Here is a 17,119-nt window from a genome sequence, read left to right as displayed (position 1 = left end):
GGGGTCTCGAAGCGTTCGGGAGGCGACCGATATAGGCCGCCGCCGGCCCGGCGTCATCCCGCGTCAGGGCAGGGGGCGGGCGTCGGGCACGGCGGGGATCAGGATGTCGACCTGGTCGCCGGCGTTCAGCGGCGCGGCGGGCGCCGTGGTGGGGTTGGCGGCGTAGGTCCGGCCGTCGAAGGCCAGGCGCACCGAGCCGGCCTCGGCCCCGCCGCCGCCGACCGACACGGCCAGGTCGCGCCAGCCGTTGGTCGAGGTGGGCAGCACGCCGATGGGGGTGCGGGTCACGGTGGTGCGCGCCGCCATCCGCCAGCCCTCGCCCTCGCGCGCCATCACATACAGATTGCACCCGCCCGAGCCGCAGACCATCGGCCCCATGACATAGGCCAGGGCCTCTTCGGCCCCGTCGCCGTCCAGGTCGATGGGCGCAAAGGCGTAGGTCAGGTCGCCGTCGTCGGCGTGCATCGCGCGCAGCGCGGCCTCCAGCCCGGCGGGCGCGGGGGCGGCGGCAGGCGCGGCGGGAGCGGGCGCGGCCGCCGGCGCCGCGGGCTCGCTCGGCGCGGGCTGGCCGCAGGCGGTCAGGGCGAGGGCGGAGATCGTCAGGGCGAACAGGGCGGCGCGGGTCATGGCGGTTCCTTTACCTTGCGACCTCCAGCCTACGCTCATCCCTCTCCCGCTGGGAGAGGGCTTGAGGCTCGCAGAGCGCAGCGATGCGCCAGCCGAAAGGGTGAGGGTCGACCGTCAGAGCCGGCGGCTTCGCCGCCTCACACCGCCGCCCCTCATCCGACCCCTTCGGGGCCACCTTCTCCTAATGGGAGAAGGAAGGGGGTAGCGTGCGGCATGGCGCACTATCTGGCGGTCTTCACCATGGACAAGGCCGGGCCCAGGTTCCGGGCCTGGAAGGCGATGAGCGAGGCCGAGCAGGCGGCGCGGGCCGAAGTCGGCGTGGCGGCGGTCAAGGCCTGGGAGGCGGCGCATCGCGACCGCATCGTCCACATCGGCGGCCCGCTGGGGTCGACCCTGCGCATCGACGACGCGGGCCGGATCGCCGATGCGGTCAATCGGCTGACCGTCTTCGTGGTGGTCCGCGCCGACACCCACGAGGCCGCCGCCCGCCTGTTCCAAGACCACCCCCACATGACGATCTTCCCCTGCGACGGGGTGGAGGTGATGCCGGTGTTGGGGGAGTAAGTACTCACCATCTCCCAGTGGGAGAGGGTTTGAGCGCGCGACGGTAAAGCTCTCCGCCGGCCGAGAGAGAGGGCGTTTGATAGCTCGCGTCCCGCCACGGTCACGCTGACTTCGCCCGCTGTCGTTCATTTTGGGGCCACTGTCTTACATCGGGGGGAGGCGAGAGTCTGCGGGCACTTGGTGCCACAAATCAGGCGTCCCTTTCTGATCTGCCGACTTCCAACTCGGTGCCGCTGACGACAAAAAGCCCCAACCTGATGTGCGTTGCTGCTCGAAAAAACCCTATATTTGGGGGGTGGCGCCATATCTTGTGGAAAAGTTAATGGCACTCATAGACGAAAGTGCTAAAGGGTGAATACGGTTACGCTGCCGCAAAAAGGTCGGCGATTCCCAAGGGAGGATGCAACAGAAGTTTTCAGCAAAATGTCCTTGGACCAGCCTGCGTGATGCGGCGAGGTTCAAAGGAAGGTGGAGAGGAACGCGGGGAACAAAGTTCTCACGCCGAGTACCCGTTGCCCCTCTCCGTAGCGCCTACCGACGCTGTGCGAATCAGTGCGCACGCCGTGCCTACCACGGCAACACCGATTGTCCACAGCGTCATCGAAAACCTGTGAATCCGAGAGATTCCACGGAGATCAACGATGACTAAAAAACCTGGATCCAATGTCGGCCGTAACGGCGGCATCTTCCAAGAAGTAGGCCCGCGTGGCGGTGCCCGGCCCAATTTCACGACAGTGCCGGACAACCATCGCCTACCGCCAACCACGACGCCTGGATCGACGTGGAAGCCGACCCATCGCACCCCAAACAGCAACCGCTGATTGGGGGCCGGTATGTCGATTTTCCCGCAACGTCCGACCTCGCCGCAACGGCCATCGCTTCCGAACAGGCCGTCATATCCGCAGCCGCCGCTGAGGCCGACCTATCCTGATCGACCTTCGCGACCGTGGGCAACTGCTCAGCGATGATCGAAAGACGGGCGGCGGCGCGCGCTGCCGCCCGTCATCTGCGATGACTAAGAACGGCTTTGGAGAAAGCAATGCGCTACTACGTCAATCAGAATGCTCAGCCTAACGGCGACCACGAAGTGCATACCTACAACTGCACCCACGGACCGGCGGAGCACAACCGCACCTTCTTGGGCGAGTATGATTCCTGTCGTCCTGCAGTGACAAAAGCCAAAACGATCTATTGGCGCTCGAACGGCTGCTATTATTGCAGCAATGCCTGCCATACCTCTTGAGGATTGGGCAGTGAAGGCCGCGAACCTGGTTCGCGGCCTTCTGTCAATGCACCCGCGCCTTCCCGATCTCCAGCCCGTCCGCGCCGGCTGAGACCGCGATCACGCTCCCGTCCTCGATCTCGCCGGCCAGGAGTTTGCGGGCGATGGGGTCGACCAGCTCTTTCTGGATGACGCGTTTCAGGGGGCGGGCGCCGTAGACCGGGTCGTAGCCCTTGTCGGCCAGCCAGGCGGCGGCGCTGTCGTCCAGGGCCAGGGTCAGGCGGCGGTCGGCCAGCAGTTTCTCGAAGCGCGACAGCTGGATGCGGACGATGCCGCCCATCTGCTCGCGGCCCAGGCGCTGGAACAGGACGATTTCGTCGATGCGGTTCAGGAACTCGGGCCTGAAGTGGGCGCGCACGGCCTCCATGACGAAGGGGCGCACGGCCTCGACATCGTCACCCTCGCCCTGATTGGCCAGGGCTTCGGAGCCCAGGTTGGAGGTCATGATGATCAGGGTGTTCCTGAAATCGATGGTGCGGCCCTGGCCGTCGGTCAGCCGGCCGTCGTCCAGCACCTGAAGCAGGGTGTTGAAGACGTCGGGGTGGGCCTTTTCGACCTCGTCGAACAGGACGACCTGATAGGGGCGCCTACGGACAGCTTCTGTCAGGGCGCCGCCCTCGTCATAGCCTACATAGCCCGGAGGGGCGCCGATCAGGCGGCTGACGCTGTGCTTTTCCATGTATTCGCTCATGTCCAGGCGCGTGATGGCGGCCTCGTCGTCGAACAGGAACTCGGCCAGGGCCTTGGTCAGCTCGGTCTTGCCCACGCCCGTCGGGCCCAGGAACAGGAAGGAGCCGAGCGGGCGGTTGGGGTCGTTCAGGCCCGCGCGCGCCCGGCGCACGGCGTCGGACACCGCGATCAGGGCGTCTTCCTGACCCACGACGCGCGAGCGCAGGGCGTCTTCCATCTTGAGCAGCTTCTCGCGCTCGCCCTCCAGCATCTTGTCGACGGGCACGCCGGTCCAGCGGCTGACGACGGCGGCGATCTGTTCGGCGTCGACGACCTCGGGGGTCAGGGGGCCGGACTTGCCAGAGTCCCTGCCTGACTCATTGGCCTCGGCCTCGGCCAGCTGTTTCTCGATCTGGGGGATCTGGCCGTAGGCGATCTCCGACGCGCGGCCCAGATCGCCCGCGCGCTGGGCGGCGGCCAGCTCCAGCCGCAGGCGGTCCAGCGTTTCGCGCAGCTGGGCGCCCTGGCCGACCTTTTCCTTCTCCGCCTTCCAGCGGGCGGTGAGGTCGTCGGACTGGCCTTCCAGGTCGGCGATCTCGTCCTCCAGCTTCTCCAGCCGGGCGACCGAGGCCTTGTCAGTCTCCTTCTTCAGAGCCTCGCGCTCGATCTTGAGCTGGACCAGCCGGCGGTCGATCTCGTCCAGGGCCTCGGGCTTGCTATCGACCGCCATGCGCACGCGGCTGGCGGCCTCGTCGATCAGGTCGATGGCCTTGTCGGGCAGGAAGCGGTCGGTGATGTAGCGGTTCGACAGGCTGGCGGCGGCCACGATGGCGCTGTCGGAGATGCGCACCCCGTGGTGGACCTCGTACTTCTCCTTGAGGCCTCGCAGGATCGAGACCGTGTCCTCCACCGTCGGCTCGGAGACGAAGACGGGCTGGAAGCGGCGGGCCAGGGCTGCGTCCTTCTCGACGTGCTTGCGGTACTCGTCCAGCGTGGTGGCGCCGACGCAGTGCAGCTCGCCGCGCGCCAAGGCGGGTTTCAGCAGATTGGACGCATCCATGGCCCCGTCGCCCTTTCCGGCGCCGACCAGGGTGTGCATCTCGTCGATGAACAGGACGATCTGGCCCTCGGCGGCCGAGACCTCGTTCAGCACGGCCTTCAGCCTTTCCTCGAACTCGCCGCGGTATTTCGCGCCGGCGATCAGGCTGCCCATGTCGAGCGCCAGCACCTTCTTGTCCTTGAGGCTTTCGGGCACGTCGCCGTTGACGATGCGCAGGGCCAGGCCCTCGACGATGGCGGTCTTGCCCACGCCGGGCTCGCCGATCAGGACGGGGTTGTTCTTGGTGCGCCGGGCCAGGACCTGGATGGTGCGGCGGATTTCTTCATCGCGGCCGATGACGGGGTCGATCTTGCCGTCCGCCGCCGCCAGGGTCAGGTCGCGGGCGTAGCGTTTCAGCGCGTCATAGCCGTCCTCGGCCGAGGCGCTGTCGGCGGTCTTGCCCTTGCGGATTTCGGTGATGGCGGCGTCGAGTTTATCCGCGTCGGCGCCGGCGGCCTTCAGCACGGTGGCGGCCACGCCGCCCTCGCGGGCCAGGGCGCTGAGCAGGCGCTCGGTGGTGACGAACTGGTCGCCGGCCTTCTTGGCCGCCGCCTCGGCCGAGGCGAAGACGCGGGCGGTGTCGCCGTCCAGATACAGCTGGCCCGAGCCGCCGGTGACCTGGGCGCGCTTGCCGAGCGCGGTCTCCACGTCAGCCTCGGCGCGCTTGGCGTCGCCGCCGGCCTGGGTGATGAGATTTCGAGCCAGGCCGTCGCGCTCCTCCAGCAGCACCTTCAGAAGGTGTTCGGGCGCGAACTGCTGATGCCGGCGGGCGAGCGCCAGCGACTGGGCGGACTGAACGGCCTGTTTGGCGCGGTCGGAATAGAGGTCGAGGTTCACGGCGCATCCCTTCGAAAAGCGGACCCGGTTCGGCGCCCCGGTTCGGGCGACGCCAACCGCTGAACCGACGTGGGTGTGGCCCGAGAGCCACGCAAGGGGCTAGGCTTCGGAACCTTGACTGGAAAGGCGCGCTTGCCCCCGATGCTCAAGACCAAGATGAACCCGCGTGTCTTCTGGGGCGCGAGCGGAATCGCCGGCGGGCTGCTGCTCCTGGCGTTCGTGGCGCCGAGCTGGTCGGACTACGCCTTCAAGCTGGCCCAGTCGTGGGTCATCGACACCTTCGGCTGGTTCTACGTCGCCGCCGTGGCGGGCTTCCTGGGCGTGGTCGCCTATCTGGCGCTGGGCCCGACGGGCAAGCTGAAGCTGGGCGCCGACGACGCCGAGCCGGACTTCCCCTACATCTCGTGGCTGGCGATGCTGTTCGCGGCGGGCATGGGCATCGGCCTGATGTATTTCGCCGTCGCCGAGCCGATCCAGCACTATATCGCGCCGCCCGAGGTTGAGCCTGGCTCCTTCGCCGCCGCGCGCGAGGCCATGGTCATCACCTTCACCCACTGGGGCGTGCACGCCTGGGCCATCTATGCGGTGGTGGGGCTGAGCCTGGCCTATTTCGCGCACCGCAAGGGTCTGCCGCTGACGCTGCGGTCGGGCCTCTTCCCCCTGTTGGGCAGGCGCATCAACGGGCCGATCGGCGATGCGGTCGACATCTTCGCCATCTGCGGCACCCTGTTCGGCATCGCCACCTCGCTGGGTCTGGGCGTGGCCCAGATGAACGCCGGCCTGGCCGAGCTGATCGGCCTGCCGATCGATCCGGCGACCCAGGTCGTGATGATCGCCGTCATCATGGGCGTGGCGACGATGTCGGTCCTGTCCGGCGTCGACAAGGGCGTGCGCCGGCTGTCCGAGCTGAACCTGGCCCTGGCTGTTGGCCTGATGATCTTCGTGCTGGTCACGGGCCCGACGGGCTTTTTGATGAAGGCCCTGGTGCAGAACTTCGGCCTGTATCTGGACCACTTCTTCGTGCGCACCTTCACCCTGTACGCCTATGAGCCGCGGGCGTGGATGGCGGACTGGACGCTGTTCTACTGGGCCTGGTGGATCGCGTGGTCGCCTTTCGTGGGCATGTTCATCGCCCGCATTTCGCGCGGCCGGACGGTGCGCGAGTTCATCGCCGGAGTGCTGCTGGTGCCCACGGCGTTCACCTTCCTGTGGATGACGGTGTTCGGGAACACGGCCATAGCTCTGGACATGGGCGGGGCGGCCGGGGCCATCGGGCGCGCGGTGGAGATCGACCTGTCGACAGCCATCTTCCGCTTCCTGGAGTATCTGCCGGCGGCGGGCTTCACCTCGGCCCTGGCGGTGGCCCTGGTGGCGGTCTTCTTCGTCACCTCGGCGGACTCCGGCTCGCTGGTGATCGACACCCTGGCCTCAGGCGGCGCCGAGGACACGCCGCGCTGGCAGCGCATCTACTGGTGCCTGTTCCAGGGCCTGGCTGCCTCGGCCCTGCTGCTGGCGGGTGGCCTGGGGGCGTTGCAGGCGGCGACGCTGGTGGCGGCCCTGCCGTTCTGCATCATCATGATCCTGCTGGCGGCCGGGCTGATCCGACAGATGAACGCCGACCTCAGCGGGCGGGCCATCGAGACCGAAAGTCCGCCGCTGGGCGAGCAGCTGAAGCGGCTGTTCCAACCCGCCAGCCGGGCCGAGATCGCGCGCCAGATCGAGCGCAACGGCGCACCGGCCCTGGTCGAGGTGCGCGACGCCCTGGGCGCCGAGGGCCTGGAGGGCGCCAAGGTCGAGATGGAGGGCGACGCGGTTTGGCTGGTGGTCGAAAGCGGCGCGGGCCGCGACTTTCTGTACCGCCTGGGGCCGCGCTCGCGGCCTCTGCCGGCCGCCACGCCGCTGAACGCCTCCGAAGGGCGCCGCGCCATCGAATGGCGGCTGACGGCCCAGACGGGCGACGGCGGCCGGCCACGCGACGTGACCGGCTTCACCCGCGCCCAGCTGACGGCCGACGTGCTGGAGCAGTTGGCCGTCTGGCGTCTGGCTTAGCCCCCGGTCGGACCGGTCGAGAAGTCGAACTGCTCGGGCTGGCGGCGCGGGCTGGAGCCGAAGTTGTAGGTCAGGCCGATGTAGAAGGCTCGCAGCTTGATGTCCTGCTCGAACCTGTCGCGGAACAGCGGCGTCTCGTAGACCGTGTCGTTGTTGAAGGTGTTTAGGATGTCGCGGCCCGTGACGTTCAGCGACAGCTTGTCGGTCAGCTTGCGGCGGTAGCCGAGGTTGACCATGCCGCCCGCCTCGCGCGTGCCCTGGGCCAGCAGTGTCTCGCCCTGCCAGAAGCCCGTCAGCTGGAAGAAGTCCTCGGGCGTCGGCTGCCACGACAGGCTGACCCGGCCGCTGGCCAGCGTCGCCTGGCGGTCGACGCCGCCGGGGATGCCGGCCGCGTCGATTTCCTGGCGGAAGACGTTGACCGAGGCGTTGTAGCGAAGCGTGGGATGCAGGCGGCCGTTGGCGGTCACCTCAAGGCCGATGTCGCGGCGCGAGCCCAGGTTCTCGGGCCGGGTCAGCAGCACGCCGCCGCCCACATCGGTCGCCACCTCGGTGAAGGCCTTGTCGGTGTCTCTCAGATAGGCGGTGGCCTGATAGAAGGTCTGGCCCGACCGCATCTGCCACATGGCCTCGAAGGCGTCCGTCTCCTGCGGCTCCAGGTCCGGGTTGCCCGAGCGCAGGTTCAGCGGATCGGCATAGACAACGAAAGGATTCAGCTGGCCCAGCTGGGGCCGCTGGATGCGGCGCGAATAGCTGGCGCGCAGGGTCTGGCTGTCCGACAGCTGATACTGCAGGTGCGCCGTCGGATAGGCGCGGAAATAGTCCTGGGTCGCCGAGGCGCCGCCGGTGACGTCGTCGATCTTTATGTCCGCCTGCTCCAGGCGCAGGCCGGCCTGGGCCGACAACTTCTCGCTGAGCGGTCGCTCATAGGTGCCGTACAGGGCGTGGACAGTCTGGCGACCTTCGAACCGGTTGCTGAACCCCGGCACGACCACGAGGCCGCCCTCGGACGGACCGCGCGACAGGGTCACGTCCTGATCGGGGCGCTGCTGGTTCAGCTCATAGCCGGCGCGCAGGCGCCCGCCGTCCTCCATGGGGCGCACATAGGCGCTGGTGAAGCCCAGCGTGACCTGATCCAGCGCCTGATCGGTGCGCTCGAACAGGTCCGGCGCGGTCGGTGTCAGAAAGCGGTTCAGCGTGCGGCCCGCGCTTTCGTTGGAGTTGCTGTCGTAGCGAAGCTCGTTGGACCACTCGTGGCCAGACGTGTCGAAGCGGTGCAGCAGGCGGGCGGTGGCGCCCCAGTTGACGAAGTCGAAGTTCATCGAGCCGTCGCGGCGATAGGCGCTGGTCAAGGCGCCCGAGGCGTCGCGCGTCTCGAACAGGCCGGTGACGTCGCCGTCGCCCGAGAAGGCCACGCCGCGAAGCTCGCCGGTCAGCTGGGTCTTGTCGGTCAGGCGGTATTCGGCGGTGAAGCGGCCAAAACCGCCGTTCTGCTCCATCTCCACGCCCTGGGTGTTGGTGCTGGTCGACACCACGGCGCCGGTGACCGGATCCAGGCGCTCGCGCAGCCGCACGAAACCGATGCTGTTTGGATCGGCGCGGTAGCTGAGGTCGCCCGACAGGGTCAGGCGGTCCTTCTGATAGGAACCGCTGACGCCGGCGTTCCAGCGGCCGTTATCACCGACGTTGGCGCGGATCGAGCCGGTGGTCTGGACGCCCGGGCGCGGCGCGGTGGGCTTGGTGATCAGGTTGATGACCCCGCCTGAGCCTTCGGGGCTATAGGCGGCCGATGGGTTGGTCATGACCTCGATGCGGGCGTACTGGTCCGCCGGCAGCTGGATCAGCGCCTGGCCTCGCCCGGCGCCGGTCAGGATGCCCGAGGGGCGGCCGTCGACCAGGATGGTGACGTTGGAATCGCCGCGCAGGGACACGTTGCCCTCGGGATCGACGTCCACCGACGGCACGTTGCGCAGGGCGTCGGCCAGGCTGCCGGTCGTCGCCTGCAGGTCGTTGGCCAAGCTGTAGCTGACGGAATCGATCGAGGTGCGAATGCCGTCGGACTGGGCGCTGACGACGACGTCGGCCACGGTCGCGGTCTCTTCCTTTTCCTCGGCCGCAGGCTCCTGAGGCGTCGTCTGCGCGGGCTGGGTCTGATTGGCCGGACCCTGAGTCGGCGCGGGACGCGGTTGAGGCTGGCTCTGCGGCGCGGCGGTCTGGGCCAGCGCGGGCGACGTCACGGCGGCGATGGCGCCGGCGAGCAGGATGGTCTTCAGTCGGATCATTGGTCAGCCCCTGCGGGCTCGTCCGGCCCGTTCCACCTTTGCTGATATCAGGGGTTGTCCAGCGTCCCTAGTTACATCGCGGTCATGAAACGTCGTCTTTTCAGAAGGTTACAGGAATTTCATGGTCGAGGCAGGATGAGGGCGGGGGCTTTTTGGCGGTGTCTGGTCCAGGCTGGCGCGGCGTTCACGGCGGCGCTAGCGTCCGAGTAAATCGGGAGCCGTTTTATGTCCGTTCGTCAGCCCAGCCTGTCGCGTCGTTCCGCCCTGTTCGCCTCCGGCGGCCTGGTCGCCCTGTCCGCCAGCCCAGCCTGGAGCCAGGCGTCGCCGGCCAATGACGACGCGGGTCTGGCCGAGCAGATCGACGCCTATGTGAAGCGCGCCATGGCGGCCTGGCCCGACCAGCCGGCGGTGGGCGTCGCCGTCGTGCGCGACGGGCGGGCAGTGCTGACGCGCGGCTATGGCGTCCGCCGTCAGGGTCAGGCTCAGCGCGCGGACGAACACACCCTGTTCGCCATCGCCTCCAACACCAAGAACGTCACCGCGGCGGCCCTGGCCATTTTGGTCGACGAGGGCAAGGTGAAGTGGGACGAGCCGGTGCGGACCTATCTGCCCGGCTTCACCCTGTCGGATCCGGTCATCGGCGAGCGGATCACGGTGCGCGACCTGCTGAGCCACCGCGCCGGCTTCGGCCTTGGCGCCGGCGACCTGCTGTTCTGGCCCAACAGCGACCGGACGCGCGCCGAGGTGCTGGCCGCCGTGCCCCAGGTGCCGATCGAGGACGGTTTCCGCGCGCGCTATCACTATTGCAATCTGATGTTCGTGGTCGCCGGCGCGGTGATCGAACAGGTCTCGCGGCAGGCATGGGAGGACTTTATCCAGAGCCGCATCCTGGATCGGGTCGGCATGACCGAAACCGTCCCGCTGATGACACGCGCCGATCCGGCGAAGTCGGCCTTGCCGCACGGACGGGTCGGGCCGCCGCTGCGCTATCAGGGTCCGATGACGGTGCTGGCCGAGAGCATCGCCGACATCTGGAACTGGGATTCGGCCGCGGCCGCCGGCGGCTTCTGCACCACGACAACCGACTGGGCCAAGTGGATCGCGGTGTGCCTGGCCGAGGGCGAACTGCCGGATGGGACGCGGCTGTTTTCGCAGGCCGCGGCGCGGGAGCTGTGGCGGCCCAACATCATCGCCGGCTCGTCGCCCGGCCCCACCGCCGAGCTGCCCGGCCGCGCCATCGCCTCGACCTACGCCATGGGCTGGCAGGTGCAGGACTATCGGGGCGAGCGGATGGTGACGCACGGCGGCGGCTCGCCGGGCGGCATCTCCGCCACCGTGCTGATCCCGGCCCGCAAGGCCGGATTCGCCATCTTCACCAACGCCGAGGAGAGCTTCCTGCTGCGCGCGCTTCGCTCAGGCGTGGCCGACATCGTCATGGGCAAGGCCGGTTTCGACTGGATCGCCGATTCCAAGCGGCTGGAGGCCGAGGGCAACGAGAAATCCCTGGCCGCCGCGGTCGAGATCGACGCCAACCAGCGCGCGGGCGCGGCGCCGTCCCTGGCGCTGGACGCCTATGTCGGGACGTGGTCGGACCCCTGGTACGGTGACATCATCGTGTCGCGGCGCGGCGCAGGGCTGTGGCTGGCCTTCAGCCGCACGCCGGCGCTGAAGGGGCCGCTCGAGCCCTACGACGGCGAGACCTTCCGCACCCGCTTCCCCGACAAGCGCGAGGAAGACGCCTTCATCACCTTCGAGATCGAAGGCGGCCGGCCGGTGCGCGCCACGATGAAGGGCGTCAGTCCCGACATCGACTTCAGCTACGACTATCAGGACCTGCGTCTGGCGCGCCGCTGAGCGGGTTTAGCAGCAGGCCCGCGACGGCGACCTGACGCGGGCCGCAACTCACCGATGGATCAGCGGATCGTCGGGCGCTGGCCGGCCTCGAGGATGGGCATGCCCGCCTCGGTGGGGATGTAAATGGTCTGGCGGCCTTCTTTTCCGGCCGTCTCCTGGAGCATGTTGATGTAGCTCCAGCGCAGATAGGCCTCTGGCCCGCCCAGCGCCTGGGCCATGATGCGGTTGGCCTCGTTAGCGCCTTTGGCGCGCTCGATCTCGGCGGCGGCCGTCAGCTTGGCGGAATCCAGAGCGGCCTGGGCTTCTAGGACGCGGATGCGCCGGTTTTGAACCGCCTCCTCATAGGCGGCGCGGCCCTGCATCTGCTTGGCGTAGACGTTGTAGGTGGGGAAGCCCACCAGGGCGACCGCCGCCACGATGGCCACGAGCACGATCGATCCGATTGTGAAACCCAGTCCGCCTCTCATGGCGCGCCCCCCTTTACAGCTGATGGTCCAAGGGTGGACGGGGCGCCCCGCCGGGGTCAAGCCGGCTTCAGCGAGTCAGCTCCAGGATGTCGATCTGGGCTTCCTGCTTGGGAAAGGGGATGACCAGGCGCCACCGATTGGGGCCGATGCGTTCGAACACGCCGACCTGGTCGCGCTCGCGCATCTGGCCGTAGCGCGGAAAACCCTGTTCCTGATCGCCCCAGGCCTGGGCGCCGACATAGACGAGGCGACGGTCGGTGTCGGGATACAGCAGTCCGCGCGTGCGCTGCGAGCCGGTGGTCTTGGTCAGGATCAGGTCGCCGCCGGGCGTCAGCTCGACCGAGCAGCGGAAGAAGGGATAGGCGATGTAGGCCAGCCCGACAGAGCCCTTCACACCCATGCGTACGGAGCGGCAGCGATACTCGCCAGGCGGGGGCTGCAGCCGGCCTTGAAGCCCCGCGTTCGGATCGACCAGGGCGCCGTGCGACTGAACCTCGTCGGCGAAGCCCGCTGCGTCGGCCGAGGCGCGGGCCATTCGCCACGCCTCGTCCAGACGGCCAAGGGCCGAGGCGTCCTCGGGATTGGCGACGGCGCGCCAGTCGTCCGTTCCGCCCTGCTCGCCCGAGGCGGGCGGCGAGACGGCCGGATCGGTCGGAGCCGGGTCGGCCGGCAGGGGCGGAGCCTCGGTCGAGGGGCTCAGCTCGGTGGGCGCCGGGGCCTCCGCAGTGGCGTCGGAGCCGCGGTCGCAGGCGGCGAGCGCTAGCGGCGACAGGGCGGCGAGTGCGAGGATCGGCGACAGGCGCATGGCGGCGGCTCTCCGGGCGATTGAAACGCTCGAACGAACCAGGAGCGGCCCCGGTTCAATCCTAGCCCGCCGGGATCAGCTCGATCAGGTCCAGATTGGCCCCGGCCTGGGGCCAGGGCAGGACGATGCGCCAGCGCTCGGCGGCGATGCGCTCGACCCTGCCGGCGAGATCGCGCGCCGGGTTGCGGCCATAGCGGCTGGCGGGCGGTTCGGACGCCAGGGCCAGTCCGCCCAGCAGCACCATGTGACGCTCGTCCTCGGGGAACAGCAGGCCGGCGGGGCGTTGGGTTCCCGTCAGCTTGGAGAAGCGCAGGCCCTGGGCGGTGGCCTCGATGCGGCAGCGGCTCCACTCGCCGACGACCAGGGCGGGGCCGGCCCCGTCCTGGGAGCCCAGCCGGACCAGGCGGCAGCGATAGTCGCCGATGGGCGGGGTCGGGTCGCTCAGGCGCGCGTCGGCGTCGGCCAGGTCGCCCAGGCCGCGCAGGCGGTCCGGCGATCCCCGCCGGGCCTGTTCCAGCGCTAGGCCCCAGGCCGCCTCGGTGCGACGCAGGCGGTCGCGGTCGGTCGCCGTCACCACCGCGCGCCAGTCGGGCAGGACGGCGCCGGGCGACGGTGGCGGCGGCGGGGGCGAGGCCGCCGGCGCGGCGCACCCCGCGATCAGCGTGGTGAGCAGCAGAAGATAGGGGAGGCGGCGGACGGACATGGGGGGCTCAAAGCCGTCCGCCGCCTCCGCGTCAAGCCGGAGCCGGGTCGGGCCGGGCGGGCGGGATCAGGCCGCCCGGCCGCTCACGGGTGTTGACGCATTCAGCGCCCGCCCCAAGGCCTCGGCCAGGGCGGGAATGTCGAGCGGCTTGGTCAGATAGGCCACGAAGCCCGCCTGACGGCCGCGTTTGATGTCTTCGGGCATGGCGTTGGCCGACAGGGCCAGCACCGGGATGCCTCGCGTCAGGGGGTCGGCGTCCAGCCCCGTCTTCAGGGTGTAGCCGTCCATGCCCGGCAGGTTGATGTCCAGCAGGATGACGTCGGGCCGCAGGTCGCGCGCCAGGGTCAGGCCCTCGGGCCCCGTCTCGGCGGTGAACAGGCGCATCGGACCCAGGGCGCGGATGACGTGGCGCATCAGGGTGACGTTGGCGGGATTGTCCTCGACGTAGAGCATGGTCGCCTGGGGCAGGTCGCCGAGGGAGGCGGCGTCAACCTCGGGCGCGGGGGCAAGGACCATGGCCTCGGTTGAGCCCGGCAGCCACAGGCTGAAGGTGGAGCCCTGGCCCTCGACGCTTTCGGCCGCGAGCCGTCCGCCCATGGCCTCGGCCAGGCGACGCGACACGGCCAGGCCGACCCCGGTGCCGGGCGTCGCCGAGGTCTCGCGGCCGAGACGGCTGAAAGGCTGGAACAGTTCGGCCATGCGGTCGGCGGGCAGGCCGCAGCCGGTGTCGATCACCGACAGGGTCAGTCCGCCGTCCTGATGGCGCGCCTCCAGCCGGACCGAGCCGCCGGGCAGATTGTATTTGATGGCGTTGCTCAGCAGGTTCAGCAGCACCTGACGCAGTCGCGTACGGTCGGCCACGGCGCCCAGACCGGCCTGGGGCGGCGGTGCGATCAGGGTCACCCCCGCCGCGCGCGCCTCGGGCTGCAGGCTGTCGCAGACCTGGCGCGCGACCAGCAGCGGATCCACGCGCTCGATCGACAACGACAGCTTGCCGGCCTCGATGCGAGCCAAGTCCAGCACCTCTTCGATCAGGGCCAGCAGGTGCGCGCCGGCGGCCAGGATCTGCTCCACGGCCTGGGTCTGACGCAGGGTCAGAGGCTCGGCCTCGGCGTTCATCTGCAGGATGTGCGAAAAGCCCATGACCGCGTTCAGCGGCGTGCGCAGTTCGTGGCTCATGGCCGCCAGGAAGTCCGACTTGGCCTGGTTCGCACTGGACAAGGCGCGGGCTTGGTCCTCGGACGCCGCCAGCGCCTGGGTGAGGTCGGCGGTGCGCGCTCTTATCCGCTCTTCCAGCGTGTTGTTCAGCACCCGCAGCCGCTTGGCCTCGGCCCGCGACGCCAGCGCCATGGTCAGTCCGCTGATCCAGGCGACGACGGCCATGACCAGCACAATCGAGAGAAACAACATAACAACCCCTCCACCCGTCCAGGTTGCAATCAATCGGTGTAGATTCGGTGAAGATTCTTCCATGGGTTGTGCTGAATGCGACGGGGTGGCGCGGCGTCGGCGGGCGGCGTATCCAGCCAGCGGGAGACGGAGTGCACCATGACGGACAGGGACGGACCGGTGCTGGTCACCGGCGCGGCGGGCTTTATCGGCTTCCACACCGCGCGCCGCCTGCTGGAGCGCGGCGAGACGGTGGTCGGCGTCGACAACATGAACGCCTACTATGATCCGGCGCTGAAGCGCGCGCGACTGGCGCTGCTCGAGGCCTTTCCGACCTATCGCCACCACGAGATCGACCTGGCGGACCGGGCGGCGATGGCGGCGCTGTTCGAGGCCGAGCGGCCGCGGCGCATCGTCCATCTGGGGGCGCAGGCGGGAGTGCGCTACAGCATCGACTCGCCCTGGACCTACGCGGATTCCAACCTGACGGGCTTCCTGTCGATCCTGGAAGGCGCGCGCGCGACCCAGGCGACCAGCCTGGTCTTCGCCTCAACCAGCTCGGCCTTCGGGGCCAACGGCGCCTTGCCGTTCTCGGTGAAGCAGGGGGCGGATCATCCACTGACGCTCTATGCGGCGACCAAGATCGCCAACGAGGCCATGGCTCACGCGTACGCCCATCTGTTCGGCCTGCCGGCGACGGGACTGCGCTTCTTCACCGTCTATGGTCCGTGGGGGCGGCCCGACATGGCGCTGTTCAAATTCACCGGCGCGATCCTGAAGGGCGAGCCGATCGACGTGTACGGCGAGGGGCGGATGGAGCGCGACTTCACCTATGTCGACGACGTCGTCACGGGCGTGATCGCAGCCCTGGACCGTCCGGCCACGGCGGACCCCGGCTGGGATGCGACGCGGCCGGATCCTTCGACCAGCGGTGTGGCGCCGTGGCGGATACTGAACCTGGGCGCGGGCCGGCGCACCCCGCTGATGCGCTACATCGAGCTGATCGAGGAGGCGGCCGGCCGCAAGGCGGTGCTGAACCTGATGCCGTATCAGGATGGCGACCTGGTCAGCACCGAAGCCGACGTGACCGAGACCCGCGCGGCTCTGGACTATGCCCCGGAAACACCGGTCGAGGTCGGGGTGGGTCGGTTCGTCGATTGGTACCGGGACTATTACCGGGTCTAGCGCTCGATCTTGCGGCGCAGAACCCGGTCAGACAGGGCCTCGGCGTGCTTCAGGGTGAAGGCCAGCGCGGCGGGGTTTCCGCGGCGCGCGCCGACCGAATCCGCCATCACCGCCCCGCGCTTGCCAAGCGGCTCCGGCTTGCCGGTGGTGGTGTCCAGCGCCGTCTGATGCTCGATCTCGGCGTTCAGCTTGGCCCCCATCAGGATGATCTGCACCGACAGCCAGGTCCACAGCAGGAAACCCATCACCGCCGCCAGCGGACCGTAGGAATCGGTGCGCACGAAGGTCTGCAGATACCAGCTGAAAATGCCCGACAGGCCCAGGCTGAGCGTGGCGGCGACCAGGGCCCCCGGGGTCAGCCAGCGCCACCGCGCCTTGGCCCGGCACGGCCCGAAGCGGTAGATCAGCGCCAGGGCGAAGACATAGCCGACGAACAGCACGGGCCAGCGCAGCAGGGCCAGATACTGGATCTCTTCGGTCAGACCGAACAGGCCGACCACGACCGGCACGCCGATCACCAGCGCCGCGCTCAGCATAACCGCGATCAGGCCCGACACGGTGAAGGCCAGGCAGATCAGGTTGTAGGTCACGATGTTGCGGCGCTCGGTCTCGTGATAGGCGACGTTGATCCCCCAGAAGAGGTTGCGGATGCCGCCGTTCGCCGCCCACAGCGACAGCGGCAGGGTCCAGGCCAGGGTCAGGGTCAGTTGGCCGGTGGAGTTCTCGGCCAGGCGCTGCATCTGCCCGCCCAGGAACTCGGCCACATTGGCGGGCAGCATTGAGTACAGGAACTGCAGTCGGCTCCAGGCGTCGCCCGCATCGGCGAACAGGCCGTAGATGGTGACGAACGAGCCGAGCATCGGAAACAGCGCCAGCACGACGAAGAAGGTGACCGCACCGGCGACGAATCCCACCCGGTCGCCCAGATAACCCGCACCCGTGCGCCACAGGATGTCGACCCAGCCCTTCATCGGAATGTGCGTCGGCCGTCGGGCCAGACGGCCCCGGCCAGGCTCGCGGGCGTCGTAGTCCTCGGGCGTCGGATCAGGCGCGTCCTCAGGCGAGGGGCGATAGGCGCGCAGCTCAAGACCAAACCGGTGGCCCTGGGTGTAGATCAGGTGCGCCGCGCCCGCGCCCGCCGCCAGACCGCCGACCGTCGCGCCGAGGTATCGCCACAGCGCGCCCAGCCCTCCGCCGGACGGCGGCTTGCGACGGTTCAGCAGTCGCGTGGCGAGATCGGGGAGACGGAAACGGGAAGCGGCCTTGGACATGGTTTGCGCAACGGTGAAGGTCCAAGGGCGTTCCCGCAA

13 protein-coding genes are annotated in these 17,119 nt (G+C 68.9%); 5 read left to right on the top strand and 8 right to left on the bottom strand.

What is annotated here, in order from left to right:
• Window positions 1–63: 63 nt before the first annotated feature.
• Window positions 64–627, bottom strand: a complete 564-nt coding sequence (locus E4M01_RS14390) for a hypothetical protein (RefSeq protein ID WP_209316060.1) — start codon at window positions 625–627, stop codon at window positions 64–66.
• A gap of 213 nt (window positions 628–840) precedes the next feature.
• Between E4M01_RS14390 and E4M01_RS01930 the strand changes: the two genes are divergently transcribed.
• Both E4M01_RS01930 and E4M01_RS01920 read left to right on the top strand, forming a co-directional pair.
• Complete coding sequence (locus tag E4M01_RS01930; protein WP_135066629.1) at window positions 841–1,191, top strand: hypothetical protein; 351 nt, start codon at window positions 841–843, stop codon at window positions 1,189–1,191.
• A 1,039-nt stretch (window positions 1,192–2,230) separates the two neighbouring features.
• Window positions 2,231–2,434: a hypothetical protein gene (locus E4M01_RS01920; protein WP_209316059.1), complete on the top strand. Its 204-nt coding sequence runs from the start codon at window positions 2,231–2,233 to the stop codon at window positions 2,432–2,434.
• Between the two features lie 43 nt (window positions 2,435–2,477).
• Here the strand turns inward: E4M01_RS01920 and clpB are convergent, their stop codons facing one another.
• Entirely contained in the window at window positions 2,478–5,078 is a 2,601-nt protein-coding gene (gene clpB / locus E4M01_RS01915) for an ATP-dependent chaperone ClpB (protein ID WP_135066620.1), read from the bottom strand.
• 141 nt (window positions 5,079–5,219) lie between these two features.
• Here clpB and E4M01_RS01910 point away from each other — a divergent pair, with 141 nt between their 5' ends.
• On the top strand, window positions 5,220–7,127 hold the full coding sequence (locus E4M01_RS01910; protein ID WP_135066617.1) for a BCCT family transporter: 1,908 nt from the start codon (window positions 5,220–5,222) through the stop codon (window positions 7,125–7,127).
• On the opposite strand, the gene E4M01_RS01905 is transcribed toward E4M01_RS01910, so the two are convergent.
• The gene (locus E4M01_RS01905) at window positions 7,124–9,406 is read right to left on the bottom strand and encodes a TonB-dependent receptor domain-containing protein (RefSeq protein WP_135066614.1); all 2,283 of its coding nucleotides are present in this window, start codon (window positions 9,404–9,406) and stop codon (window positions 7,124–7,126) included. The genes E4M01_RS01910 and E4M01_RS01905 overlap by 4 nt on opposite strands.
• Before the next feature lie 225 nt (window positions 9,407–9,631).
• Here E4M01_RS01905 and E4M01_RS01900 point away from each other — a divergent pair, with 225 nt between their 5' ends.
• Window positions 9,632–11,260 carry a serine hydrolase gene (locus tag E4M01_RS01900; RefSeq protein ID WP_135066611.1) on the top strand — a complete coding sequence of 543 codons (1,629 nt, stop codon included), beginning with the start codon at window positions 9,632–9,634 and terminating at the stop codon, window positions 11,258–11,260.
• 59 nt (window positions 11,261–11,319) lie between these two features.
• Here the strand turns inward: E4M01_RS01900 and E4M01_RS01895 are convergent, their stop codons facing one another.
• The 4 genes from E4M01_RS01895 to E4M01_RS01880 form a co-directional block, all read right to left on the bottom strand.
• Entirely contained in the window at window positions 11,320–11,727 is a 408-nt protein-coding gene (locus E4M01_RS01895; RefSeq protein WP_135066608.1) for a hypothetical protein, read from the bottom strand.
• A 67-nt stretch (window positions 11,728–11,794) separates the two neighbouring features.
• The gene (locus E4M01_RS01890) at window positions 11,795–12,532 is read right to left on the bottom strand and encodes a DUF4893 domain-containing protein (protein WP_135066605.1); all 738 of its coding nucleotides are present in this window, start codon (window positions 12,530–12,532) and stop codon (window positions 11,795–11,797) included.
• A gap of 61 nt (window positions 12,533–12,593) precedes the next feature.
• Window positions 12,594–13,235: a DUF4893 domain-containing protein gene (locus tag E4M01_RS01885; RefSeq protein WP_135066602.1), complete on the bottom strand. Its 642-nt coding sequence runs from the start codon at window positions 13,233–13,235 to the stop codon at window positions 12,594–12,596.
• Between the two features lie 66 nt (window positions 13,236–13,301).
• Window positions 13,302–14,645 carry an ATP-binding protein gene (locus E4M01_RS01880; RefSeq protein WP_167765464.1) on the bottom strand — a complete coding sequence of 448 codons (1,344 nt, stop codon included), beginning with the start codon at window positions 14,643–14,645 and terminating at the stop codon, window positions 13,302–13,304.
• Between the two features lie 138 nt (window positions 14,646–14,783).
• Here E4M01_RS01880 and E4M01_RS01875 point away from each other — a divergent pair, with 138 nt between their 5' ends.
• The gene (locus E4M01_RS01875) at window positions 14,784–15,809 is read left to right on the top strand and encodes an NAD-dependent epimerase/dehydratase family protein (protein ID WP_135066596.1); all 1,026 of its coding nucleotides are present in this window, start codon (window positions 14,784–14,786) and stop codon (window positions 15,807–15,809) included.
• Here the strand turns inward: E4M01_RS01875 and E4M01_RS01870 are convergent.
• On the bottom strand, window positions 15,806–17,080 hold the full coding sequence (locus E4M01_RS01870) for a YihY/virulence factor BrkB family protein (RefSeq protein WP_135066593.1): 1,275 nt from the start codon (window positions 17,078–17,080) through the stop codon (window positions 15,806–15,808). The genes E4M01_RS01875 and E4M01_RS01870 overlap by 4 nt on opposite strands.
• Window positions 17,081–17,119 lie beyond the last annotated feature (39 nt).

The sequence above is a fragment of the Brevundimonas sp. MF30-B genome (assembly GCF_004683885.1).
Taxonomy (GTDB): domain Bacteria; phylum Pseudomonadota; class Alphaproteobacteria; order Caulobacterales; family Caulobacteraceae; genus Brevundimonas.
Note: the sequence above shows the minus strand (reverse complement) of the source record. Positions and strands in the feature narration are given on the sequence as shown.

Coding starts and splice junctions, on each gene's coding strand:
- E4M01_RS14390 (WP_209316060.1), bottom strand. CDS start 627: ATGACCCGCGCCGCCCTGTTCGCCCTGACGATCTCCGCCCTCGCCCTG.
- E4M01_RS01930 (WP_135066629.1), top strand. CDS start 841: ATGGCGCACTATCTGGCGGTCTTCACCATGGACAAGGCCGGGCCCAGG.
- E4M01_RS01920 (WP_209316059.1), top strand. CDS start 2,231: ATGCGCTACTACGTCAATCAGAATGCTCAGCCTAACGGCGACCACGAA.
- E4M01_RS01910 (WP_135066617.1), top strand. CDS start 5,220: ATGCTCAAGACCAAGATGAACCCGCGTGTCTTCTGGGGCGCGAGCGGA.
- E4M01_RS01905 (WP_135066614.1), bottom strand. CDS start 9,406: ATGATCCGACTGAAGACCATCCTGCTCGCCGGCGCCATCGCCGCCGTG.
- E4M01_RS01900 (WP_135066611.1), top strand. CDS start 9,632: ATGTCCGTTCGTCAGCCCAGCCTGTCGCGTCGTTCCGCCCTGTTCGCC.
- E4M01_RS01895 (WP_135066608.1), bottom strand. CDS start 11,727: ATGAGAGGCGGACTGGGTTTCACAATCGGATCGATCGTGCTCGTGGCC.
- E4M01_RS01890 (WP_135066605.1), bottom strand. CDS start 12,532: ATGCGCCTGTCGCCGATCCTCGCACTCGCCGCCCTGTCGCCGCTAGCG.
- E4M01_RS01885 (WP_135066602.1), bottom strand. CDS start 13,235: ATGTCCGTCCGCCGCCTCCCCTATCTTCTGCTGCTCACCACGCTGATC.
- E4M01_RS01880 (WP_167765464.1), bottom strand. CDS start 14,645: ATGTTGTTTCTCTCGATTGTGCTGGTCATGGCCGTCGTCGCCTGGATC.
- E4M01_RS01875 (WP_135066596.1), top strand. CDS start 14,784: ATGACGGACAGGGACGGACCGGTGCTGGTCACCGGCGCGGCGGGCTTT.
- E4M01_RS01870 (WP_135066593.1), bottom strand. CDS start 17,080: ATGTCCAAGGCCGCTTCCCGTTTCCGTCTCCCCGATCTCGCCACGCGA.